At 67.3% G+C, this 23,994-nt stretch carries 19 protein-coding genes and 1 other annotated feature; of the genes, 15 read left to right on the top strand and 4 right to left on the bottom strand.

Annotation, left to right across the window (positions count from 1 at the left end; translation table 11 throughout):
* Positions 1–131: 131 nt before the first annotated feature.
* The 3 genes from AC6LKG_RS20775 (at position 132) to AC6LKG_RS20765 (ending at position 4,146) form a co-directional block, all read left to right on the top strand.
* Entirely contained in the window at positions 132–659 is a 528-nt protein-coding gene (locus AC6LKG_RS20775) for a sigma-70 family RNA polymerase sigma factor (RefSeq protein WP_498167612.1), read from the top strand.
* Positions 660–665: 6 nt separating this feature from the next.
* The gene (locus tag AC6LKG_RS20770; RefSeq protein ID WP_498167609.1) at positions 666–1,616 is read left to right on the top strand and encodes a FecR domain-containing protein; all 951 of its coding nucleotides are present in this window, start codon (positions 666–668) and stop codon (positions 1,614–1,616) included.
* A gap of 85 nt (positions 1,617–1,701) precedes the next feature.
* On the top strand, positions 1,702–4,146 hold the full coding sequence (locus tag AC6LKG_RS20765) for a TonB-dependent siderophore receptor (protein WP_498167606.1): 2,445 nt from the start codon (positions 1,702–1,704) through the stop codon (positions 4,144–4,146).
* Here the strand turns inward: AC6LKG_RS20765 and AC6LKG_RS20760 are convergent.
* The 3 genes from AC6LKG_RS20760 to AC6LKG_RS20750 all read right to left on the bottom strand — a co-directional run bounded on the left by AC6LKG_RS20760 (position 4,112) and on the right by AC6LKG_RS20750 (position 8,121).
* The gene (locus AC6LKG_RS20760; RefSeq protein WP_498167603.1) at positions 4,112–5,602 is read right to left on the bottom strand and encodes a SulP family inorganic anion transporter; all 1,491 of its coding nucleotides are present in this window, start codon (positions 5,600–5,602) and stop codon (positions 4,112–4,114) included. The genes AC6LKG_RS20765 and AC6LKG_RS20760 overlap by 35 nt on opposite strands.
* A gap of 82 nt (positions 5,603–5,684) precedes the next feature.
* Positions 5,685–5,738, bottom strand: a sequence feature (sul1 is cis-regulatory element that is thought to sense ions involved in sulfur or methionine metabolism; They are found in Alphaproteobacteria).
* Positions 5,739–5,858: 120 nt separating this feature from the next.
* Complete coding sequence (locus AC6LKG_RS20755; RefSeq protein WP_498167601.1) at positions 5,859–6,953, bottom strand: M48 family metallopeptidase; 1,095 nt, start codon at positions 6,951–6,953, stop codon at positions 5,859–5,861.
* On the bottom strand, positions 6,937–8,121 hold the full coding sequence (locus AC6LKG_RS20750; protein ID WP_498167598.1) for a YjgN family protein: 1,185 nt from the start codon (positions 8,119–8,121) through the stop codon (positions 6,937–6,939). Before AC6LKG_RS20750 ends, AC6LKG_RS20755 begins: the two co-directional genes overlap by 17 nt.
* Positions 8,122–8,398: 277 nt before the next feature.
* Between AC6LKG_RS20750 and AC6LKG_RS20745 the strand changes: the two genes are divergently transcribed.
* The 4 genes from AC6LKG_RS20745 to AC6LKG_RS20730 all read left to right on the top strand — a co-directional run bounded on the left by AC6LKG_RS20745 (position 8,399) and on the right by AC6LKG_RS20730 (position 14,255).
* On the top strand, positions 8,399–9,454 hold the full coding sequence (locus AC6LKG_RS20745) for a hypothetical protein (RefSeq protein WP_498167595.1): 1,056 nt from the start codon (positions 8,399–8,401) through the stop codon (positions 9,452–9,454).
* Between the two features lie 174 nt (positions 9,455–9,628).
* Complete coding sequence (locus AC6LKG_RS20740) at positions 9,629–10,150, top strand: sigma-70 family RNA polymerase sigma factor (RefSeq protein WP_498167593.1); 522 nt, start codon at positions 9,629–9,631, stop codon at positions 10,148–10,150.
* A 13-nt stretch (positions 10,151–10,163) separates the two neighbouring features.
* Positions 10,164–11,204, top strand: coding sequence for a FecR family protein (locus AC6LKG_RS20735; protein WP_498167592.1), 1,041 nt, complete (start codon positions 10,164–10,166; stop codon positions 11,202–11,204).
* Positions 11,205–11,321: 117 nt separating this feature from the next.
* Complete coding sequence (locus tag AC6LKG_RS20730) at positions 11,322–14,255, top strand: TonB-dependent receptor (protein WP_498167590.1); 2,934 nt, start codon at positions 11,322–11,324, stop codon at positions 14,253–14,255.
* Between the two features lie 251 nt (positions 14,256–14,506).
* Here AC6LKG_RS20730 and AC6LKG_RS20725 read toward each other — a convergent pair whose 3' ends face one another.
* Positions 14,507–15,271, bottom strand: a complete 765-nt coding sequence (locus tag AC6LKG_RS20725; RefSeq protein WP_498167589.1) for an SDR family oxidoreductase — start codon at positions 15,269–15,271, stop codon at positions 14,507–14,509.
* A 178-nt stretch (positions 15,272–15,449) separates the two neighbouring features.
* On the opposite strand from AC6LKG_RS20725, the gene AC6LKG_RS20720 reads away from it, so the two are divergent.
* The 8 genes from AC6LKG_RS20720 (at position 15,450) to AC6LKG_RS20685 (ending at position 23,817) form a co-directional block, all read left to right on the top strand.
* Positions 15,450–15,803: a gamma-glutamylcyclotransferase family protein gene (locus AC6LKG_RS20720; RefSeq protein WP_498167586.1), complete on the top strand. Its 354-nt coding sequence runs from the start codon at positions 15,450–15,452 to the stop codon at positions 15,801–15,803.
* Between the two features lie 194 nt (positions 15,804–15,997).
* Positions 15,998–16,423: an Lrp/AsnC family transcriptional regulator gene (locus tag AC6LKG_RS20715; protein ID WP_047992161.1), complete on the top strand. Its 426-nt coding sequence runs from the start codon at positions 15,998–16,000 to the stop codon at positions 16,421–16,423.
* A gap of 590 nt (positions 16,424–17,013) precedes the next feature.
* Positions 17,014–17,877, top strand: a complete 864-nt coding sequence (locus tag AC6LKG_RS20710; protein ID WP_498167583.1) for an alpha/beta hydrolase — start codon at positions 17,014–17,016, stop codon at positions 17,875–17,877.
* A gap of 61 nt (positions 17,878–17,938) precedes the next feature.
* Complete coding sequence (locus tag AC6LKG_RS20705) at positions 17,939–18,883, top strand: ABC transporter permease (RefSeq protein WP_498167581.1); 945 nt, start codon at positions 17,939–17,941, stop codon at positions 18,881–18,883.
* Positions 18,880–19,701 carry an ABC transporter permease gene (locus AC6LKG_RS20700; RefSeq protein WP_498167579.1) on the top strand — a complete coding sequence of 274 codons (822 nt, stop codon included), beginning with the start codon at positions 18,880–18,882 and terminating at the stop codon, positions 19,699–19,701. The genes AC6LKG_RS20705 and AC6LKG_RS20700 overlap by 4 nt, the downstream gene beginning before the upstream one ends.
* The gene (locus tag AC6LKG_RS20695) at positions 19,698–21,353 is read left to right on the top strand and encodes an ABC transporter ATP-binding protein (RefSeq protein ID WP_498167576.1); all 1,656 of its coding nucleotides are present in this window, start codon (positions 19,698–19,700) and stop codon (positions 21,351–21,353) included. The genes AC6LKG_RS20700 and AC6LKG_RS20695 overlap by 4 nt, the downstream gene beginning before the upstream one ends.
* A gap of 157 nt (positions 21,354–21,510) precedes the next feature.
* A complete protein-coding gene (locus AC6LKG_RS20690) occupies positions 21,511–22,065 on the top strand; it encodes a GntR family transcriptional regulator (protein ID WP_498167574.1) in 555 nt (184 codons plus the stop codon).
* Between the two features lie 192 nt (positions 22,066–22,257).
* Positions 22,258–23,817 (top strand): ABC transporter substrate-binding protein, encoded by a 1,560-nt coding sequence (locus AC6LKG_RS20685; RefSeq protein ID WP_498167571.1) that lies wholly within the window; start codon positions 22,258–22,260, stop codon positions 23,815–23,817.
* Positions 23,818–23,994 lie beyond the last annotated feature (177 nt).

The raw sequence follows: 23,994 nt of genomic DNA, 5'->3' as shown, positions 1-23,994 counted from the left end.
CTTCACGCGGCCGGCGCTTGGGGCGCCGGCGCGCGCCGATGCGATCGGATGGGAAGCGGCAATTGAATGTCGGCATCAATAATGATTACAATTCCCATTCCTGAAATTCACAAGGCGCTGACGCGACGGCCATGTCGTCCACGGAATCCCTGGAGCACCGCGAGCTCGGCAGGCTGTACCGCGACCACCACGGCTGGCTGCGCGGCTGGCTGCTGCGGCGCCTGAACGTGCCGGCCGAGGCCGCCGACCTGGCGCAGGACACCTTCCTGCGGCTGCTGGCCTCGCCGGCCTCGATGGCGCAATTGCAGGGCGTGCGGCAGCCGCGCAGTTTCCTGGCGACGGTGGCGCAGCGCACGCTGGTCGACCATATCCGCCGCCAGGTGCTCGAGCGGGCCTGGCTTGAAACGCTGGCGCAGCAGCCCGAGGCCAGCGCCATGTCGCCCGAAACCCAGGCCATCCTGCTCGAAACCATCCGCGAGATCGACGCCATGCTGCAAGGCCTGGGCGACAAGGTGCGGCGCGCCTTCCTGATGTCCCAACTGGAAGGCGCCAGCTACGCCGAGATCGCCGCCCGCCTGGGCGTGACGGTCAGCTCCATCAAGAAGTACATGGCGCGCGCCACGGAGCATTGCCTGCTGTACGCGCTGGCCAGGCCGTAGGCGGCGATGGCGGACAAGACCATCGCCGCGGCGGCGCAATGGTATGCACGGCTCTGTGCGGACGATGTCAGCGCGGCCGATCTGGCCGCGCATGGGCGTTGGCTGGCGGCCGATCCCGAGCATGCGCGCATCTGGCGCCAGGTCGAGCGCCTGCGCGGCACGCTGGGGGCGGCGCCGGCGCGGTTGGCCGCCGATACGCTGCACCGCGCCGACCTGCACTTTTCGCGCCGCCGCGCCGCGTTGCGCAATGGCCTGGGCGCGGTGCTGCTGTTGGGCGCCGGCGGCCTGGCGGCCTGGCGCGCGCTGCCGATGGACCGGATGCTGGCCGACTACCGCACCGAGACCGGCGAGCGCCGCGAACTGCGGCTGGCCGATGGCACCCTGCTCTGGCTCGACAGCGGCAGCGCCGTGGACGTCACGGTCGATTCCGGCCGGCGCCGCATCGTCGTGCATGCCGGCGAAATCCTGATCGACACCGAACATGTCAGGCCCGGCCTGCCGCCCTTGCGCGTGTTCACCGCGCACGGTGTGGTGCGCCCCTTGGGCACGCGCTTCGTCGTCACGCGCCAGTCCGACCTGACACGGGTCGCGGTGCTGCGCCACGCGGTGGTGCTGGAGCCGGCGGATGGCGGTATGCCGCGGGTCCTGCAAGCAGGCGAGCAAGGCACGCTGGCCGCCTCGGGCGCGCACGCGGCCGGCGCCATCACCGGCGAGCCCGACGCCTGGACCCGTGGCCTGCTGGTGGTGGACAACTGGCGGCTGGACGACTTCATTGCCCGCCTCGACCGCTACCGGCCGGGCCTGTTGCAGTGCGACGAAGCGGTGGCGGCGTTGCGCCTGTCGGGGGCGTTTCCGGTCGATGACACCGACCAGGCCCTGGCCGCCGTGGCGCGCGCCTTGCCCGTGCGTGTGTCCCGCTACACGCGCTATTACGTCCGCATCGTTGCCCGTCATTGATTTTTTCTCCACGGCATTGTCCTTTTTCCGCGCTCGTCCGACTTAGCAGGGATTACGTCGGATCTGCCACACGGAAACTGAGTCCATGCCTTCTGTACCCTTGCGTCGCCATCACACCTCGTTCGCGCCCCTGGCGCGCGCCGTCCTGATTGCCCTGGCCGCCCTGGGCGCCGCGCCGCCAGCGCAGGCGCAGGCCGTGCCAAGCGCACAGGCCTCCCGCCACTACGATGTGCCGCCCGGCCCGCTCGGCCTGGCGTTGAGCCGTTTTGCCGCCCAGGCCGGCGTGGTGCTGGCTTTCGACGCCTCGCTCACCCAGGGCCGCCAGAGCGCCGGCCTGCAAGGCGATTACGGCGTGGCCGCGGGCCTGGCGATGATGTTGTCGGGGACCGGCCTGGAAGCAATCGACCAGGGGGGCAATCGCTACGGCCTGCGCGTGGCCAACGCGCAGACGCTGGCGCCGGTGGAGGTGCTGGGGGCGCGCGAGCCCATGCCCAGCGAGGGAACCGATTCGTACACGGTCGGCGTGTCGAATACCGCCACCCGTCTGCCGATGACATTGCGCGAGACGCCGCAGTCGGTCTCGGTGATGACGCGCCAGCGGCTCACCGACCAGGGCCTGAACACCCTGGAAGACGCCATCGTCAACACGCCGGGCCTGGTTTTCAAGAAGAAGGGCTCGGCGGACGACAACGAGAAAGGCCTGTATGCGCGCGGCTTGGAAATCACCAACATGCAGGTCGACGGCGTGCCGACCCACAAGGACTTCAATGCCCTGGGGCTGGATACGGCGCTGTATGACCGCATCGAAGTGGTGCGCGGCTCAACCGGCCTGCTGAGCGGGGCGGGCAATCCGGCCGCTTCCATTAACCTGGTGCGCAAGCGGCCGACCCGCGAGTTCGAGGCCGGGGTCGGCGCCAGCGTCGGGTCGTGGGACTACCGGCGCACCGAGTTCGACCTGGGCAGCCCGCTGGATGCGTCGGGCAAGCTGCGCGGGCGGCTGGTGGGCGCCTGGCAGGAAGGCGGCTCGTTCATCGACCGCGTCAAGCAGGATTCGCAGTTGCTGTATGGGGTCGTCGAGGCGGACCTGACGACGGGCACCTTGCTGACCCTGGGGGCGGAATACCAGCGCAAGAAATGCACGGCGTGCTCGTACTTCGGTTTTCCCGCGTACTACGCCGATGGTTCCAAGACCGACTTCCGGCAACGCTTCAATTCCGCCACCAACTGGAGCCGCCAGGAGCGCACGCGCTATAACGTCTTCGCCACGCTAGACCACGAATTCTCGCCATCGTGGAAGGGGTCGCTGACGCTGTCGCGCACCGGCGACGACAACGACCGCACCTATGGCTGGTTCAGCAGCAACGGCTGGGCCAATCCGCAGACCGGACAGGGCGCCTCGCTGTGGGTCGCCAAATGGCCGATCCCCAAGACCCAGAATGCCCTGGACGCCAGCCTGAACGGCGCCTTCGACGCGTTCGGCCGCCGCCACGACCTGGTGCTGGGCATGAGCCTGTCGCGCACCCGGGGCGACTACGACACCTATCCGCTCTGGACCGCGCCGGGTTACGACCCGGTCATCCCGGACGTGCGCGCCTGGGATGGCGATATGCCGGAACCGCAATGGCAAGCCACCGGCAAGCGCCATTACACCGAGAAGCAGCGCGCGGTCTATGGCGCGTTGCGCCTGCGGCCGACCGATGCGCTGTCGCTGGTGCTGGGGTCGCGGGTCACCTGGTGGGACCAGCAGGCCTCGTACACCTACAACGATGGCTCGGCCTATCCGGACAACATGCGTGAGCAGGGCGTCTACACGCCGTATGCCGGCGTGGTCTACGATCTGACGCCGAGCGTGTCGGCCTATGCCAGCTATACCAGCATCTTCCTGCCGCAGCAGGCGCAGACGGCGTCGGGCAGCGGCATCGCGCCGATCAAGGGCAACACCTACGAAGTCGGCTTGAAGACCGCGTGGCTCGACGGCCGCCTGAACGGCGCGCTGGCCCTGTTCCGCACCCGCCAGGACAACTACGCCATGCTGGACGGCGACAAGCTCGCGCCCAATGGCGACAACGCCTATGTCGCCGCCAACGGCGCCGTGCTGCGCGGGGTCGAGGCCGAGCTCAGCGGCGAGCTGGCGCCCGGTTGGCAGATGCAACTGTCATACGCCTATGTGGATCGCCGCCTGCCGAGCGGCTTCTCGACCCAGGTCGGGCTGCCGCGCCATATCGCCAAGCTCTATACGACCTACCGCTTGCCCGGCGCCTGGAGCGCCCTGACCGTGGGCGGCGGCGTGCGCTGGGAAAGCCAGAGCGGCTTCATCAGCCGCGGCCCGGGCGGACAGGAGTTCGGTTCCTCGCAAAGCAGCTATGCGCTGCTCGACCTGATGGCGCGCTACCAGTTCAACCGGCAGTGGTCGGCCACGCTCAACCTGAACAATGTGCTGGACAAGAAGTACTACGCCAGCACCAACGTCTACAGCAATTACTACGGCGCGCCGTTCAGTGCGATGCTGGGGGTGAATTACCGGTATTGAGTCCCTTGTCGTGGACGCCAAAGCGGCCGATCAGCGTGGCGCTGGCCTGGTTCAGCCCACGCACGTCCACCCGCACGCCGGCGCGCCGCAGCTTGATCACCACCTTGTCCAGCGCGCCAACGGCGGAGATGTCCCAGAAATGCGCGGCCGACACGTCCAGCACCACATGCCCGGCCGGTTCCTTGAAGTCGATCATTTCCGCGAACCGGTCGGTCGACGCGAAGAACACCTGCCCTGCGAAGGCATAGGTGCGGGTGGCGCCGTCGGCGGACAGGCTCGATTCGACGGTCAGCAAACGCTTCACCTTGGACGCGAAGAACACGCCGCTGAGCAGCACCCCGACCAGCACGCCGCGCGCCAGGTCGTGGGTCCACACCACCACCGCTACAGTGGCGAGCATGACCACGGACGATTGCCACGGGTGGGTGCGCAGGTTGCCCAATGAACGCCAACTGAAGGTGCCGATGGACACCATGATCATCACCGCGACCAGCGCCGGCATGGGAATGCGGGCCACCAGCGGCCCCAGCGCCACGATCAGGAACAGCAGGAACGCGCCGGCGACGAAGGTGGACAGGCGGGTCGAGCCGCCCGATTTCACGTTGATGACCGACTGGCCGATCATGGCGCAGCCGCCCATGCCGCCAAAGAAGCCGGTGACGAAGTTGGCGATGCCCTGGCCTTTGCATTCGCGCCGTTTGTCGCTGGGCGTGTCGGTCATTTCGTCGACGATCTGGGCGGTCATCATCGATTCGAGCAGGCCCACCGCGGCCATGGTCAGCGAGTAGGGCAGGATGATGCGCAGCGTGTCCAGGGTGAACGGCACGTCCGGCAACTGGAAACTGGGCAAGGCGGACGGCAGTTTGCCCGTGTCGCCGACCGTGTTGACGGACAGGCCGCCCAGGATGCTGAGCGTCGTCAGCACGATGATCGCGACCAGCGGCGAGGGCACCACCCGCGTCAGCCGCGGGAACAGGTAGATGATGGCCAGCCCGCCCGCCACCATGGCGTAGGTAACCCAGGTGACGCCGATCAGCTGCGGCAGTTGCGCGATGAAGATAAGAATGGCGAGCGCGTTGACGAAACCGGTGACGACCGAGCGCGAAACGTACTGCATCAGCAGGTCCAGCCGCAGGAATCCGGCCAGGACCTGGATGACACCCATCAGGATGGTGGCGGCGAACAGGTAGTCGACGCCGTGCTCGCGCACCAGGGGCGCGACGACCACCGCCACGGCGGCGGTGGCGGCCGAGATCATGCCCGGTCGGCCGCCGACCAGCGAGATGATGACGGCGATCGAGAACGAGGCATACAGGCCGGTTTTGGGGTCGACGCCGGCGATGATGGAAAAGCCGATGGCTTCCGGGATGAGGGCGAGGGCAACGACAATGCCCGCGAGGATGTCGGCGCGGGGACTGGCGAGCCAGTCACGGCGGAACGAGGAAACAAAAGACATGGTTTGGCCAACTTGAAGTCAGCAAGCGCGGCATCGCAGCGAAAGGCTAAGTCGAGTCTGGAGCGAGCCGTAAGTCGCTTGGGATTGTCCGAGGGATAGGCGCCCGGCCGAGCCACCCGGCGACGCCGGGTCCACGAAGATCGCTGTCGTAGCGATGCGCATCCATTGCAGATGCGACGAGGCAGCATTTTACACAGGCCGGGTTGTGGAGCAAGCGGTGCCCGCGGGCGGGTGACGGCTGCGACGTCCGCCTGCGTTAATGGCCTTCGAGGATGAAGCGTGTGCGGGCTTCGGTCGATGGGTGGGTGGACAACCAGTTCGGCAGGGCGCCCGCCGCCGCGGACTGCGCGCTCAAGCGCCGCAGCAGCGTGGCCAGCAGCGCCGGGTCGCGGCCCGACTTGCGCAGGAGCGAGACGGCGCTGGCGTCGGCTTCGTGTTCGAAGTCGCGCGAGTAGGCCAGGTCCAGCAGCCCCGTGCCCAGCACGCCGGCCTGGTGCAGCAGGTCGGAGGCATCGCCGCTGAAAAGCAGCACTACGGCCGATAGACCGGCCAGGCGTCCCAGGCGTCGCATGCCGTGTCGATTTTGAACGTGGCCGATTTCATGGGCCAGCACCCCGGCCAGGGCGTCGGGAGTGTCGACCAGGCGCGCCAGCTCGTCCGTGACGATGACACCGCCACCCGGCAATGCCATGGCATTGGCGCCAACCAGTGGGCCGCCTTGGCGCAACAGCAGCCGGGACCGTTGCGGCGTCAGGCCGGTATGGGCCAGCAAGTCATCGAACACCGCCTGGATAGCCTGGCGGCGCTCGGGCGGGAGCAGGCTGGGGCGCAGCACGGCCTGGTCCAGCGCGCGCAGCACACTGGCGCCGATGCGGGTTTCGATGGCGGGGGGAATCGTTCGGGCGGCGGTGTCTCCCAGCCAGGGAATCGCCCAGCGCAAGGCCAGGAGGAACGCCAGCGCGACTGCTGTCGCCAGCACCAGCCATCGCATCCTGAGATGCTCCAGGCGATGTAGCACATGGGTGCGGCGGCCATACAGGCGCTCCAGCCGGTCGACCTGCTCGTTGTCGTCGGTCTCGAAGACCGCCGAGCCGGGCAGCGTGGCGCGCCGGGCGGCCGTCCCGATGCGGCTGGACCACCGCAGGGCGCCGGCCGGCAGCGTCCGGCGCGTCTGGTCGTGCAGCAGGAGCAGGCTGCCATCCTGGTGCCAAAGCAGGGTCGCCGGGCGGCTGGCCGCCGAGCGGGCCTCGAACAGCCGCCCGTGGATGGCGTTGGGTGCCGCGTTGTCCGCGGCCCAGGGCGGGTTGCTTGCGTCCGCGGTCGGCAGTGCGTGGTCAGAGCGACGAGACAACGGCAAAGCCTTCGAGCTGGCTGAATTCGGCGCCAAAGGCGCCGGGCAGGCGTGCCGGTTGCTGCGACATGAATTCGTCCAGGCCCGGCGCCGCCACCACCGCGATGCTCTGCGCCACATAGCGGTAGCGGCGCACGCGCGCCCAGGGGTAGGCCAGACCCGCGGTAAACAGGCTGGCCGCGATGCCGGAGAGCGTGATCCAGAGGTAGCGCAGCGGCGCCATGTCGCTGCGCAGGCGGTGGCCGCCCGCCAGCGTGCTGCGGTTGAGGATTTCATTGTGGGCGCTGGCGCTGTAGTACATGACCGCGACGATCAAGGCGGCGTACAGCGCCGCCAGCATGAGCGGCAGCATTCCCAGGAACATGTGCAGCCCTGGCGAGGCAGGACGTTGGCCGTTCGGCATCGGATCGGACAGCCCGCGCAGCATTTCCGGAAACGAGAAGTCGCGGATCATTGCCGTTCCGGCCAGTTGGACGAGCAATACGCCGAGCAGGCAGACGGCGAGAAACAGCGCCGCGCTGCGCAGCAGCACGGCATACAGGGTCCCCAGGCGAGGGGCGCAGGAGAAGGCGGCGGCGCCAAAGCGGTAGCTGCCGGCCGTGTAGCGCGCCAGGCGTTGCGTGGCCAGGGGCGCGAGCAGCCCGAGCGTGCAGACCGAGGCCAGCGGGATGAGCACGAACACGAGCAGCGCGTGTCCGTAGCGGCCGTGGAAATCGAACCGCACGTTGCGCCAGGAGGTCATGCAGGCGTTGAACCGCAGGCCGGCGTTGATGGCCCAGGGCATGCAGGCCAGGAGCGCAATGGTGACCGCGTTCTCGGCCAGCGGCCACAAGGCGCTGATGACCGAGAGGGCGGCGATCAGGACGATGGCGAGCAGGCGGCCCTTCAGTATCTGGCCGCCGCTGGCGTGGTAGTCGAATCCCGTGCCCGCGAGGTGGGTATGGCCGTAGAACCAGCGCCTGGTCCTGACCTTGGCCCAGGCCGACCAGATTCCCAGGGTGCACAGCGTCAACAGGACGTTGATGAGCCAGACGCCGAAGTAGTCGCGCGCGGCGCCGTGGAACTGGAGCGGCAGCACTTGCCGGTCGGCATCGTGCGCGGCGCCGGCGGGCGGCGGGCCGGCGCGGCCGCCATCATCTGCAACTCCTGGGGGTGGAAGCTGTGACATCGGGTTTTCTCGAGACGATAATCGGAGGGATTGGCCGATCCTAGCGATCCGCGCGCGGCGCGGCGCTCGGACACGTCTGGTAAATGGTTGCGATGTCCGCGATATGGGATGCATCTGGCGTCGACCAGGGCGGGCGCGTTTGCCGGCCCGCGGGCGACGAACCTCGCCGTGGCGGCGTTGTATACACTGGTCGACCTGGAACGACGTCCGGCGGCGTGACCGCCACGCGGGCGCCTCGCGCCCGCTTCCCGACAATCCGCCTTTCCGGTTTTCAGCCATGTCCACTGCCCACGCCCCGCTCGCCACAGCGCTCCAAACCCCGGTCACGTCCGCCGACGACCTGGATACCCTTGAAGCCTTCTTTCAGCGCCCCGAGGTCCGCGCGTTCTACCGGGACGCCGAGGATCCGGCGCACACCGAGGCCTGCCTGCGGTTCTGTGCGGAACTGCTGCCTTCGCTGCATCCCGGCCGCGCTGCGGCGCTGGCGCTGATGTGCGGTTCGCTGGTGGAGGATGGCGCCGATCCCACCCGCCTGTTCCCGGCCTTGCAGGCGCTGCTGCGGCCCTGGTTGCGGACGCTGCGGCCCTATTGCGCGCTCGAGGTGGAAGAGGACGATGATGAGGCCGAGGCGGAAGACCGCCAGGCATGGCGCGAGGCCGTGGCGCGGCTGGAGGCCATCCCCGCCGACCAGCGCTGGCAGATCGAAGCGCTGGTCGGGGCGGTCGATACCCTGGTGCTGCCGATGATGGCGATGCTGATGCGCGACCGGCGCAACCACCAGGCCTTTGTCGCCGATGCCGAGCTGATGGACCTGCTCTACGCCATGACCTCATGCAACGACAATCTGCCGTTCGGGCAATTGCATTATCTGTGGCTCGCATCGCGCATCAGCTACGAGGATGAGCTGGTGGTGGTGCTACCCACGTCCGGCACCGGCTTCGTGGCGCGGGCGCACGGCATCAACAACAATTTCCACGCCTTCACGCTGCTGCAGAACCTGATGCGCGACCACCTCCGGCCGTTGGGCATACGCCGGGAGATCTCCCTGCGCGAGCCCGATGCCGAGCGTGACAGCGCCGATTTCCAATGGTTGCAGGTGGATGCCTATGCGAATGGCCAACAGGTTGGCGACCTGCGCTTGGCCTGGGGCGAGGCGGCCTTGCGCGACAACCAGGCCAGGCATGGCAGGCGGGTGCTGATCGCACTGGAAACCGAGGACGGCATGCAGCGCAATTGGTCCGGTTTCAATGGCGCGATCCACGATGCGCAACAGCCGTCGATGACGTTCGTGCGCTATCTGACGGCGGACGAAGTGGCGGCGTACCTGGCTTGATTGCGAAGTGGCCGCATGGCGCGGGCGGGTTGGCGGGCAGGCCTTGCAACCGATGAACCGCGTATGTTTCTCTTGTATTGCGTGACCACTTCAGTCGACCTAGTATCGAAACTCGTTTTCGCTTGAGTTGGTCCAGGTGCCTGCCCGCCGGGGGGCGCCTGATTGAACATTATCGTGTCTGCAACCCATCCCCTGGTCTCGGCCGTCAAGGCGCTCTACGTCGACCACCACGGTTGGCTCACTGGTTGGCTGCGCCGCCGCTTGGGATGCCCGGAGCAGGCAGCGGACCTGGCTCATGACACCTTTCTGCGCCTGCTGACGGCCAAGGTTTCTCCGACCGATCTGGCGGAGCCCAGGGCCTACCTGACCACGGCCGCGCGGCGCCTGATGCTCGATCGCCTGCGGCGCCAGCGAGTCGAGCGGGCCTATCTGGAAGCCATGGCGCTGGCCGCGGCGGCCATGCCGCAAGGGGCGCCGTCGCCCGAGGCGGTGATGAGCGCGGTGCAGGCCGTGGAGCAACTGGCGATGGCGCTGGCGACGCTGGCCCCGAAAGGCCGCGAGGCTTTCCTGTTGCATTACCTGGAGGATCAGAGCCAGCCGGAGGTGGCTGTACGCCTGGGCATCTCGGTGCGGATGGTGCAGAAGTATCTGGCTCAGGGCCTGCTGCGCTGCCATCAGGTATTGGCCCCATGCTGATGGATCGATTGGCGTGCAGTCCAAGGAAGCCGGCGTGACCCAGGGGCCGATTCCCGATGCCATCGCCGAACAGGCGGCCATCCGGATCGTGCGCCTGAGCGCCGCCGACGTGGCCGAGCGCGAGGTTGCACGGCGGGAACTGGAAGCCTGGACGCGGCAAAGCCCGGCGCACGCGGCTGCGGCGCGCAGCATGTGGCGGGTCGTGGAGCAGATGCAAGGCCTGCGCGGCGTCACGGTGCAAACGGCGGGCCCGGCGCGGGCGGGATTCGCTGCCGCCTTCGCCCTTGCTGGAAAGCGCCGGGCCAACCGGATGCGATTCGTGATCGGCGCGTTGCTGTTTGCGGGCCTGGCGGGTTGGACGACCCTGCAGGCTTATCCCTTGGGCTATCTGCTCGCAGACGTGCGCGGCACGACAGGCCAATGGCATACCCGGACGCTGGAGGACGGCTCGCGGATCACGCTGACCGGCAATGGCGCGGTGAACCTGGCCTTCGATCCCAGGCAGCGCGAGCTGGAGCTGGTGCAGGGTCAGATGCTGGTCGAGGTGGCGAAGGACGCATCGCGTCCTTTCGTGGTGCGCACTCGCGAGGCGCGGCTGACAGCGCTGGGCACGCGCTATGTCGTGGAGCGGCGCGACGATGTGACGATACTCACGATGATCGAGTCCCGGGTACAGGTCGCGGCAGTCCACGGGACTCAGGCTCCACCGATGGTGGCGCGGGCCGGGCAGCGTGTGGCGATTTCATCGCAAGGCGTCGGGCCGGTCACGACGGTCGATGCCGATATGTTGGACAACGCCTGGCGGTTGCATCAACTGGTCGCGCACGACCGGGCGCTGACCGAGGTGCTGGACGAATTGAATCGTCAGCGGCCTGGATGGATTCTCTACGACAAGGCCGCCCTGACGGGCATACGCATGACGGTGGTGCTACCCCTGGATGACCCCGACCGGGCGTTGCGGTTGTTGGCCGAAAGTGTGCCGGGGCTGCGGCTGCGATTCGCTTCGTCCTATCTGGTCTGGGTAAGCCGGGCGGGCGGCGAAGTGTCCCGTTGAACGGGATTTTTTCGCAAACGCGGTTCGTGTTCTGGATTCTGGTGCGTCATGTCCTTTGACAGGCGATGACCCGGTGCGTATCGATCGGCCCGGGCGCCCAATCCGAGGACCACGATCATGCTCCATACCCACGCGGCAGGCCCGCGCCGCCGATTCCCCTTTTCCCCGCCGCGCGTCATCGCCGGCCTGGCATTGGCCTCGCGCCTGGTGCTGGCCGGGCTTGGCGCAGCGGCCGGGCCGATCGCGCAGGCGCAGCAAGTCGAGCGGCAATACGACATCCCGGCCGGGCCGCTGGCGGACGCGCTGAGCCGTTATGCGCAACAGTCCGATGTGGCGCTGTCGCTCATCGCCGAGCAGGTGGCCGGTCGCCAGAGTCCGGGGCTGCATGGTCGCTACGCAGTGGAAGAAGGCTTTACGGCGCTGTTGCGCGGTACCGGCCTGCGGGCGCGGCGCGGCGCGTCCGGCTATGTGCTGGAGGTGTCGCCGGGAGCCGTGACCCTGGCGCCGGTCGAAATCGAGGGCGGCGCGGTTGCCGGGAAAGAGGTCTATACCGCGCCGCGATCATCCGTGTATCTGTCCGGCCCGGACCTCGACCGGTTCGGCAGGGTGTCGGTCGGCGACCTGCTGGCCGGCATCCCGGGCGTGCAGGTCGGCGACAGCCGCAACGGCGGCGCGCTGGACGTCAACATCCGCGGCATCCAGGGGCAGAGCCGGGTGGCGGTGCGGGTCGATGGCTCCGAGCAGGCGCTGGACGTGTACCGCGGATACGGGGGCACGGCCCAACGCAGCTATATCGACCCGGACCTGATCAGCGACGTGACCGTCAACAAGGGTCCCTCCGTGACGTCCGGCGCCATCGGCGGTTCGGTGGAAATGCGCACGCTGGGCGTGCGGGACGTCCTGACGGAAGGCAGCCATATCGGCCTGCGCCTGAAGGGCGAGTTATGGAACAACGGCGTGGCGCCGCCACACCGCGGCGTCGCTCCGCCGTCGTCCTCCACTGGCGAGCCCTCGGCGAATGATCTGAGAGCCGTTCCGCATGATAGCCATGGCGGCCTGTTCGGTTCGCGCGCGAAATCGGGCAGCCTGGCTTTTGCCTATGCCAACGACCGCCTCGACTTCGTGGCGGCCTACGCGCACCGCAATCAGGGCAACTATTTCTCGGGCAAGAAGGGGCGAGAGCGGTATCGCATGTATTACCCGGGCCATCGCTACGAGAGGAACAGCGTGGCCAAGTCCTACAACCCTGGCGAGGAAGTGTTGAATTCGTCGGCCGAAACCGAGTCGACGCTGTTGAAATTGACGCTGCGACCCGCCGAAGGCCACACGCTGGAGCTGGGCTATCGCCGCTACGACGGAAAAATCGGCGAAATCATGCCGTCGGACATCATCCGTTCCGGCACGGCGGGCATCACGCAGTATCCGCTGGGCGAAACCGGTATCGACACCTATACGGCGCGCTATCAGTTCCAGCCGGCGGACAATCCGCTGGTGGACCTGGGGGTGAACCTGTGGATGACGGATGCCAGGACCAGCCAATTGACTTCGGTGTGGGCGCCCGCGTCGCAGGCCTACGTGACGGACCGCAGATGGACCCGGCAGGCCGACCGCCGCATCGGCGGCGACCTGGCCAACACCTCGCGTTGGCGCACGGCGCACGGCGATGTCAGCCTCAACCTGGGCGGCTCGTTCCAGGTCGAGGATCTGCGGCCGCAGCGCGGCGTGGTGACGACGCAGCAGGACATCGACGGCAACCGCGTGCTGCGCGATGCCTCGCGCCGGGAGTTCAGCCTGAATGGCAAGTTGGAATACCGACCGGTGGGGGCGCTGACGTTGTGGGGCGGTGGCCGCTACAGCCATTACGACGTCAGGGACCGCGGCGTATATTCCACCGCCATCCGCGAACTGCGTCCCTACCGCGCCATCATGGTGAAAAAGCCGGGCGAGTGGTGGTGGCCGGGCAACTTCGGCTACCAGACGTGGTGGCCTGACGAGAACGGCCTGTACACGGATGCCACCGATCCGCGCCTGCATAACGGCATCGTCTACCAGGACAGCAACCGCCCAGAGGTCGGCGTGCCGTACGACGACTTCGGCGCGGGCTCGACTCGTGTCTATGACGAAGATGTGAAAGAGGTCGTCACCGGCTATGCGCATGCCCCCAGGCTGCGCAGCCGCGGCGGCGGCTTCGCCCCATCGGTGGGCCTGAACCTGGAACTGGTGCCGGACACCTTCGTCTATGCCTCGTATACCCAGGGGCTGCGGTTGCCATCGCTGTTCGAGACCAGCCTTGGCACGATGAGCCTGTCACCGGGCAGGGGACTCAAGCCCGAGCGTTCCAATAGTTGGGAGTTCGGCGCCAGCACGGTGCGTGGCAACCTGTTGGCCGATGGCGACACGGTCGCCGCCAAGGTTGTCTATTTCAACAACAACATCAAGAACTACATCGTTCGCTACTACGACTATGACGGTGTGGAGGAGCTGACCGAAAAGGCGTTGCAGATGAGGAACACCGACCGCTACAAGACCAGCGGATTGGAATTCCAGTCGCACTATGACGCCGGGCGGGTGTTCGCGGATCTGGCGGCCACGTATTACCTGAAGACCGAGACTTGCGACGCAGGCTTCGCGCAGCACTTGCGTGACAATCCCAGCGCTTTCCGGCATACGGAAAACACGCCGACGTGCACACCCGGCAGTTTCATGGGTTCGTATACCAACGCTCAGAATCCGCCCAGGCTGGCCTTGAGCCTGACAGCCGGCCTGCGTTTCTTCAATGAAACGCTGTCGCTGGGCGGCCGCATGGCCTATACCTCGGGCCCCACGGTCAAGGCCGACCAGCCGTGGCAGGAAACGCCGACGACAAAGCAGTTGGTGTACCACCCAGTGACGCTGTTCGACCTGTTCATGACCTACCGGTTGCGCGAACGGATGACGGTGAGCATGTCGGTGCAGAACCTGACGAACCGCTACTACCTGGATCCGCTGGCGCAGAGTTTCATGCCGGCGCCGGGGCGGACTTGGCGGATAGGCTTGCAGACACGGTTCTGAATGCGGCTGCCTGGGAGCCACGTCGCGCAGCCTGCTGGCGGCGATCCTGGACGCCCTCGAGCCGTGTCCGGCCGGGCATCACCGCGCTGGCCGGCCTGCCGTCCGCCTACTGCTGCCAAGCCTGGCAGGCGTCGGACGAGGCGCCCTTCGTGGCCGGCGCCAACCATGCCATCAATGACGGCGTGTATATGCGATGAAGCGGCGGCGTGGGCACGCGGGGGCGCCGCCGCCTTGCGCGTTTCCGGCCAGGTTCAACCGCGATGGATCGACACGCCGCCATCCACCAGCAATGCCGTGCCGGTGGTGAAGCTGGAGGCGTCCGATGCCAGGTACAACGCGGATTGCGCGATCTCCCGAGGCTCGGCCAGGCGCTTGAGCGCATGCAGGCCTTCGACGTATCGACGGGCCTGCTCCGATGGCATCGAGGCGCGGCCCATCGGGGTGTCGGTGCCGCCCGGCAGCAGGGCGTTGGCGCGTATGCCTTGCGCGCCGTATTCCGTGGCGATGGCCTGGACCAGCCCGATCAGGCCGGCCTTGCTGGCGGCGTAGGCGCCCATGCCGGCAAGGCCGGCCGTGTGGCCGACGAAGGTGGACGTGAAGATCAGCGAGCCGCCGCCGCGCCGCAGCAGGGCCGGAATCTGGTGGCGCGCCCCGAGGAAGGCGCTGCCCAGGTTGGTGTCCAGGATCTGGCGCCATTCCTCGGGCGAGACCTGGTGCAGGGGTTGTGCGCGGCCTGTCATGCCGGCATTGTTGAAGGCGATGTCCAGTCCGCCGTAGCGGCTTTCGGCGAGGGCGACGGCGGCTTCGGCCAGGGCCTCGTCGCGCACGTCGCCGGCCAGGGGCACGGCGCGGCCGCCGTCGGCCTCGATCGCCGCGACCAATCGTTCCAGTTCGGCCTGGCGCCGCGCCACCGCGACGATGCTGGCGCCCTCGCGCGCGAACAGTTTCGCCGCCTCGTAGCCGATCCCTGAGCTGGCGCCCGCGATGATGGCGACTTTGCCGGTCAGTTGCTGCATGACGATTCCTTGTGGATGAAAGACCCGGCCACGATAGGCAGGCCCGGCCGGCGCCGCTATCCGGTTCTTGCCATGGCGCCGCCGGCCGCCCGGTCCGGGCAAGCGCGCGGATCTTTGTCGCGCTGTTCGCGCTGTAGGTGTAAATTTGCAGATACAATTTTTCCTAAAGGACACAAAGGTGCCTGAATTTGATGACTCCAAGGTGCTGCTTTTCTCCTATGGCACCCTGCAGGACAAGGCCGTGCAGCGCGCCAACTTCGGCCGCGAACTCTCCGGCCGCGCGGATGCCATGACGGGCTACGTGCAGCGCTGGGTCGACATCACCGATCCCGAGGTGATCAAGACCAGCGGCTTGGCACGCCATCCCATCGTCTACGCCAGCCACGATCCCAAGGACGAGGTGCCGGGCATGGTGTTCCAGATCACACAGCACGAACTGGAAGCCGCCGACCGCTACGAGGTGGCGGACTACCGGCGCGTCTCGGTGCCGCTCAAGTCCGGCGTACACGCCTGGGTGTATATCAAGGCCTGAGCGCCAGCGGCCTCAGGCCTTCAGGCCGAGCCGCGCGCCAGCTTGCAATGGTGCTAATCCAAACGCGGTAAATTTGGACCGTGGCAAAAGCACGCCAGGGTCCGGCAGGTCCGCGAGCCGGACAGCGCGCGCCGGTCTCGCATCGAATCCGTATAAGATGTGAAATTGGCGCCAATTTTCAGGCTGGAACCATCATGGACACACTCGATCAGCAATTGCTGGGCCTGTTGCGCGCCGACGCACGCGCAACCGTCGCGACCCTGGCCAAGAAGCTCGACGTATCAAGGGGCACCATCAACAACCGCATCGCCCGCATGGAAGACGAGGGCATCATCGTCGGCTACACCGTCCGGCTGCGCCCCGAATCCCAACCCGACCAGATCGGCGCCTGGATGAACATCGCCGTCGACGGCAACGAAACCCGCCGCGTCGTCAGCATCCTCCTGGGGGACCCCGCCGTCGTCGCCCTGCACGACACCAACGGCCGCTGGGACCTGCTGGCCGAACTGCGCGTCGCCAACATCGAGGAAATGTCCCGCGTCCTGGACCGCGTCCGTCTCATCAAGGCCATCTCCGCCACGGAAACCAGCATCCACCTGAAAAGCTACAAGCTCGACTGAGCCCCGCCGCCGACCTTGACCGTCCTGCCCAGAGCGGCGGATCGCCGCTCTCGTCTCTCTCCTTCCATTTGACGACGCCTTCACCATCTCCGCGAACCCGGACGTCGACATCGCACCCCTGAACGCCCAAAAAGGCCGCCCGCGCGGCCGTCTTGGGCGACCCTGCAAGATCTTCCTACTCCACACAACATCGCCACGAAGCCTAAGCACGTGACACATCCCGGCGGCGTCTCGAAACGCGCTGACGCAGCGGGGTGGCCGGGCCGGGCGGAGGACGGGGCGTGTAGATGCGCCCAAGGGAAACCGTAGGGAGCCGAAGGCGGACGAGGTTGACGCAGGGGCAGTCCGGAGCGAAGGCTCCGGACCGCAATCGTAGCCCCGTCCTCCGCCCGGCCCGGCCACCCCGCGTCAAAAGAACCACAGCCCTAGCCGCCCGGCCCATCCCCCGGGGCAAGGTCACGAACCACCCGTTAGGGATTCCCCCCGCTTGCCCCAACCCAAACCTGGTTCCTAAAATTGGCGCCAATTTAGTCAAAAATCCCCCGCCCGCAACACCCCCCGGCACACCCCGCCCGGAAATCGAGGAAACCATGCAGTCCACCGCAGCACCCGTCCTGGCCCCCGACGCCGCCCGCGCCCGCGCCATCTACGACCTCGGCCACAGCACCGTCTTCGCCTCCCGCACCGACCCGCGTTTCTCGTACTGCATGTACGTCCCCCCGCACATCGACCAGTCCAGCCACCCCATGGAACTGGTCGTGATCATGCACGGCACCGGCCGCGCCTTCGTCGAATACCGCGACGCCTTCGCCGAATTCGCCCGCTGGAACGACTGCATCGTGCTGTGCCCGCTGTTCCCCGTCAGCCCGCTCGGCGACGGCAACCGCGACGGCTTCAAGCAACTGCGCGAAGGCGACATCCGCTACGACCACATCCTGCAAGGCATGGTCGCCGAAGTCGGCGAGAAATTCGGCCGCGACTTCACCCGCTTCGCCCTGTTCGGCTATTCCGGCGGCGGCCAGTTCGTCAACCGCTACGCCCTGCTGCATCCCGAAACCCTGTGGGCCGTCTCGATCGGCGCGCCCGGCTCGGTCACGCTGCTCGACCCCAGCCAGGACTGGTGGGTCGGCGTGCGCGATGCCGAGGCCCGCTTCGGCAAGGCCATCGACGTCGACGCCTTGCGCCAGGTCGCGGTGCACCTGATCGTCGGCAAGGCCGACCTGGAGACCTGGGAGATCACCCATCGCGAAGGCGGCAAGTTCTTCATGCCCGGCGCCAATTCGGCCGGCGCCACCCGCCCCGAGCGCCTGGAGTCGCTGCGCCGCTCGTTCGAGGCCGCCGGCATCAAGGCCGTGCTGGACGTGGTCGACAACGTGCCGCACGACGGCCTGAAGTGCGTCGGCCAGGTGCAGGACTTCCTGGCCGCCGAACTGCGCAAGCTGCGCAATGAATAACGTCGACAACCCGATCGGCCGCGGGGGCGCCAGCGCCTGCCAGCCGCGATAGGAGAGGGCCATGCTGCGTTTCGCGCTATCCCGTATCGTCATGGCCATTCCCACACTGCTGATCGTGGCGGTGGCGGTGTTCGTCATGATCCGCCTGATCCCGGGCGACCCCGCGCAATTGCTGCTGGGCGACCTGGCCACGCCGGCGGCCCTGGCCGACCTGCGCGCGCGGCTGGGCCTGGACCAGACCTGGCCCACCCAGTTCGGCATCTGGTTCGGCAACATGCTGCACGGCGACCTGGGAGCGTCCATCAACACTGGCCAGCCGGTGCTGCCGCTGGTGTGGGACCGCTTCCTGGTGAGCGGCCGCGTGGTGCTGGTGGCCGTGCTGTTCGCCGCCCTGGTGGCCGTGCCCGCCGGCATGATCGCCGCCTGGAAGCAGAACAAGGCGCCCGACCTGATCCTGGTCGGCACTGCCACGCTGCTGGTGTCCATCCCCACGTTCTGGCTCGGGCTGCTGCTGCTGATCTTCTTCGGCCTGAAGCTGCAATGGCTGCCGGTGGTGGGCTACGTGTCGATCGGCGAAGACTGGAAGGCCGGCCTGCTGTACCTGGCCATGCCGATCCTGACGCTGTTCCTGCACGAGATCGGCGTGCTGATGCGCATGGCGCGCGCCAGCACCCTGGAGGTGCTGCGGCTGGACTACATCACCCATGCCCGCGCCAAGGGCCTGTCGGAATCCGCGGTGCTGATGCGCCATGCCTTCCGCAACGCCTTCGGCCCCACCTGGACCCTGATCGGCCTGGTGCTGGGCAACCTGCTCGGCGGCATCGCCGTGGTCGAAACCGTGTTCACCATTCCCGGCCTGGGCCGGTTGCTGGTGGATTCGATCTTTGCCCGCGACTACCCCGTGATCCAGGGCTGCCTGCTGTTCGTCGGCGTGATCTACGTGATCGTGAACCTGCTGATCGACCTGTGCTATCCCCTCTTCGACCCGCGAGTGACCGCCGAATGAAAAAGCGAATTGCAGCTAACGCGCTGGTGGGCGGCGTGATCGTGGCGGTGATGATCGTCGCGGCGATCATGGGCGCCTTCTGGACGCCGCACGACCCGCTCAAGATCAATTTCGCCGCGCGCCTGAAGCCGCCCGGCGGCGACTTCCTGCTGGGCACCGACGAGTTCGGCCGCGATGAACTGTCGCGCCTGCTGGCCGGCGCATCGAGCAGCGTGTGGATCAGCTTCCTGACTGTCGGCTTCGCCATCGTGGCCGGCACCATCGTCGGCACCCTGACCGGCTTCGTGCGCGGCTGGACCGACCGCATCATCATGGCCTTCAACAATGCCCTGCTGGCCTTTCCGGGCCTGCTGCTGGCGCTGGGCCTGCTGGCGGTGGTCGGCGCCAACAAGTACGGCATCATCCTGGCGCTGGGCCTGGCCTATACGCCGTCGGTGACGCGTATCGTGCGCGGCACGGTGCTGTCGCTGCGCGAAAAGGAGTTCATCGAATCCTCGCGCGTGCTGGGCAACTCCGAGCTCTACACCATGGTGCGCCACGTGCTGCCCAACTGCGTGGCGCCGCTGACCGTGCTGGCGACCTCGATGTTCGGCTGGGTGATCCTGGCCGAAAGCGCGCTGTCGTTCCTGGGCCTGGGCGTGCCGCCGCCCGCGCCCACCTGGGGCAACATGCTGGCCGCCGCCCGCCCGTTCATGGCGCAGGCGTCGTACCTTTCCATTCTTCCTGGCCTGGCCATCGCGCTTGCGCTGCTCGGGATCAACCTGCTGGGCGACGCGGTGCGAGACCGTCTCGATCCCCGCATGAGGGGCGTGCAATGAGCGCACTGGTAACCGTATCGAACCTGTCCCTGACCGTCGGCCGGGGCGGCCGCGAAATCGTCAGCGGCGTGTCCTTCGAGGTGGCGCCGGGCGAAATGGTCGGCATCGTCGGCGAGTCCGGCAGCGGCAAGACCCAGGCGGCGCGCGCCATCATGGGCCTGACGCCTCCGCCGCTGGTGGTGGCCGGCGGCTCGATCCGCTTCGAGGGCGTGGAAGTCACGCAGGCCACCCCGGCCGCGCTGCGCAAGCTGCGAGGGGCGCGCATCGGCATGGTGTTCCAGGAACCCATGACTTCGCTCAACCCGTCCATGCCCATCGGACGCCAACTGGACGAAGGGCTCAAGTTGCACCGCCGCGACCTGTCGACGGCGCAGCGCCGCGAACGCATCCTGGAGATGCTGCGGCGCGTCGGCATCCGCGACCCCAGGGCCGCGGTCGAGGCCTGGCCGCACGAGTTCTCGGGCGGCATGCGCCAGCGCATGATGCTGGCCTCGGTGATGCTGCTGGAGCCGGCGCTGCTGATCGCCGACGAGCCCACCACCGCGCTCGACGCGGTGGTGCAGCGCGACGTGCTGGAATTGATGGTCGACCTGACGCGCGAGCACAACACGGCCGTGCTGATGATCAGCCACGACCTGCCGATGGTGGCGCGCTACACCGAGCGCATGGTGGTGATGCAGCACGGCAAGGTGCTGGAAACCGGCAGCACCGCCGCCATTCTCGAACGGCCACAGCATCCCTACACCCGCAAGCTGCTGGACGCGATGCCGCGCCGCCTGCCGGCGCGTCCGCCGATCCAGGAGGCCCCCATCGTCGAGGTCAGGAGCCTGGTGGTCGACTATGCCGGCCATCAGCGGCTGTTCTCGCGCACCAGCGCCAAGCGCGCGCTCGACGGCATCGACCTGCACGTCAAGCCGCGCGAAGTGGTGGCGGTGGTGGGCGGTTCGGGGTCGGGCAAGACCACGCTGGGCCGCGCCATCGCCGGCCTGCTGGCGCCGACCGCCGGCCAGATCCTGTTCCGCAACCAGCCGGTCAGCCGCCGCTCGCCGGCCTGGCGCGATTACCGCCTGAACTGCCAGATGGTGTTCCAGGACCCGTATTCCTCGCTCGACCCGCGCATGACCATCGGCCAGTTGGTGGGCGAAGGCCTGCGCATGCTGGTCGACATGCCTGCGGCCGACAAGCGCCGGCGCGTGGACGAGGTGCTGGCCGAAGTGGGCCTGGGTTCGGAATATGCCAGGCGTTTTCCGCACGAGTTGTCCGGCGGCCAGCGCCAACGCGTGGCCATCGCCCGGGCGGTGGTGCGGCGGCCGGCCTTCGTCATCGCCGACGAACCGGTGTCGGCGCTGGACGTGACGGTGCGGGCGCAGGTGCTGGACCTGTTCGCCGACCTGCAGGAACGCCATGGTTTCTCGTGCCTGTTCATCAGCCACGACCTGGGCGTGGTGGAGCAGGTGGCCGACCGCGTGGTGGTGATGCGCGAGGGCGGCATCGTCGAGCAGGGCTCGCGCGACGCGGTGTTCGATCAACCGCGCGAGGAATACACCCGCAGCCTGCTGTCGGCCATTCCAGCCCTGGAGTCGACCGAAACTGGCGGCGTGCGCCTGCGCTGGCGTCTGGATCGGTCCGAACCGTCGGCGGCCATGGCCTGAAGGGACGGGTCCGCGCGGGGCGGGGCTTTCCGCTCCGGCGTCGACTTACGCATAAAATACGCGGTTTGGATTTGATTCACGGGAGGGGTCCATGCCGAAAGCGGCGGCGACACAGCCGGGCCTGGTTGACCGTATTGCCCATGATATTCAATCGGGCGTGTACGGACCCGGCGCCTGGCTGAAACAGATCGACCTGCAGGAACGTTACGGCGCCAAGCGCCTGGAGGTGCGGCGGGCGCTCGACCAGTTGACCGCCAAGCGGTTGATTGCGCACATCCCCAACCGGGGCTACCACGTCTATACGATGGAGCCGGATCAGCATGCGCAGATCCGCGATATCCGCGTGCTGCTGGAAACCGGCGCCGCGGCCGACCTGATGCCCAACGTCACGGCGACCAAGGTGCGCGCCCTGCGCACGCTGGCCGAGCGCTTCGCCAAGCTGTTGCAGGACGGCACGTTGCTGGAGCAGTACGAGGTCAACCTGGCGTTCCATGCCGCGATGTACGACATGTGCTCGAACCGCGAGCTGGCGGCCCTGATCCATGAAACCCGGGCGCGTGGCCCGGCCGCGCCGGCCAAGGAATGGGTCACGCGTTCGCGCATCGAAATCTCGGCGCGCGAGCATTTCGACATGGTCGAGGCGCTCGAGGCGCGCGACGTCAAACGGCTGCAGAAGATCATCGCCCAGCACGTCGGCCAGGATATTTCCTGACGCGGCGCGCGGCTTGCCTGGCCCGGTAAATGCGGCGGCCTTCCTGCAAAGGAGGCCGCCGCGGTCGTTTTCGGGCGGCTTTCAGGGATACCCCGGATACCGCGGCGGCGACAAGCCTGCATAATGGGCAGCTAATTTTGGCGCCAATATAGTTATGAATCTGGCGCCGCATGCCTCCGGGGGATTTCCATAATGCACCTTCATCCTGTTTCCCGAGCGCTCGCGCTCAGCCTGATCCTGGCCGCCGCGGGCGCGGCCCAGGCCGCTACCCTGACCATCGCCCAGCCGGCCGACATCCGCTCGACCAATCCGGGTGTCAACCGCGACAACACCACCGATGGCGTGGTGCTGAACGTGGTGGAGGGCCTGGTCGGCTACCGCGAGAACGGCACGGTGGCGCCGCTGCTGGCCAAGTCGGTCGATCTGTCGGAAGACGGCCTGACCTACACCTTCAAGCTGCGCCAGGGCGTCAAGTTCCACAACGGCGAGCCGCTGACTTCGGCCGACGTGCTCTGGAGCTGGCAACGCTACATGGATCCGAAGACCGATTGGCGTTGCCGCAGCGATTTCGACGGCCGCAACGGCTTGAAGGTGGTCGACGTGGCCGCGCCCGACGCGCAGACCGTGGTCATGAAGATCGACCGCAAATCGTCGGTGTTTCTCGATTCGATGGCCCGCACCGACTGCGGCATGACGGCGATCCTGAGCAAGGATTCGGTCAACCCCGATGGCTCCTGGAAAGAGCCGGTCGGCACCGGCCCCTACCGATTCAAGGAATGGAAGCGCGGCGAGTACGTAGTGCTGACCGCGTTCAAGGACTACGTCTCGCCGGGCGCTGGCGACAAGCCCGACGGTTATGTGGGCGCCAAGCGGCCGCTGGCCGACGAGGTCAAGTTCCTGGTGGTGCCGGACCCGTCGACCGCCAAGGCCGGCCTGGTGTCGGGCGCGATCGATGCCAGCCAGATCACCATCACGGACGTGGCTGAACTGAAGCACAATCCGGCCGTGTCGGTCATGAGCCCGCACGATGCGACCAAGCACACTTTGCTGTTCCAGACGCAGGACCCGTTGCTCAAGAACGTCAAGCTGCGCCAGGCCATCGCGGCGGCGCTGGATATTCCCCAGGTGGTGGCGGCGGCGTCCGAGGGGTTGGGACAGTTGAACAATTCCGCGGTGTACGCCGGGTCGGCCTATTACCAGGAGGCCGAGAAGCGCACCTACAAATACGATCCGGCGCGCGCGCAGCAACTGTTGAAGGAAGCGGGCTACAAGGGCGAGCCCATTGTGATCTACGCCAACAAGCGCGCGCACGTGCCGAGCTATCAGGTGGCCGTGATCGCGCAGGCGATGATGCAGGCGGTAGGCATCAACGCCAGGATCGAGGTGCTGGAGTGGGCTACGCAACTGGACCGCTATAACACCGGCAAGTACCAGATCAGTTCGTTCACGTTTTCGTCGCGGCTCGATCCGGCGCTGAGTTTCGAGCAGTTCTCGGGTGACAAGTCCAAGCAGCCGCGCAAGGTGTGGGATGACCCCCAGGCGCAGAAGCTGATCAACGAGAGCTTCCTGGAGTCAGACCCGGCGAAGCGGCAGAAGTTGTTTGACCGGCTGCATGCGCTGATGCTGGAGCAGACGCCTTTGCTGGTGCTTTATAACGGGGCGGATGCTTGGGCGACCAATAAGCGGGTGCAGGGGTTCTCGGTTTGGGAGGGGAAGCCGCGGGCCTGGGAGACCAAGGTTGTTGGCAAGTAAGTAGGAGCTTTGTATTGGGCGGGTCTTGTTTATGGGGCCGTCCGGGGCGGTTTTTTTTGCTTGGGGTTCCTGGCTGCGGCGGGGGGGGGGGGGGGTGGGGGGGGTTTTGTTTTTTTTTATACTAGCGGGCGGTGGCGGCGGTCCATTAGTGGGTGGAGTGGGAGGTGGTGTTGGTTG

Source organism: Achromobacter sp. 46006 (genome assembly GCF_059761975.1).
This window is presented reverse-complemented; position numbering and strand designations above follow the sequence as displayed.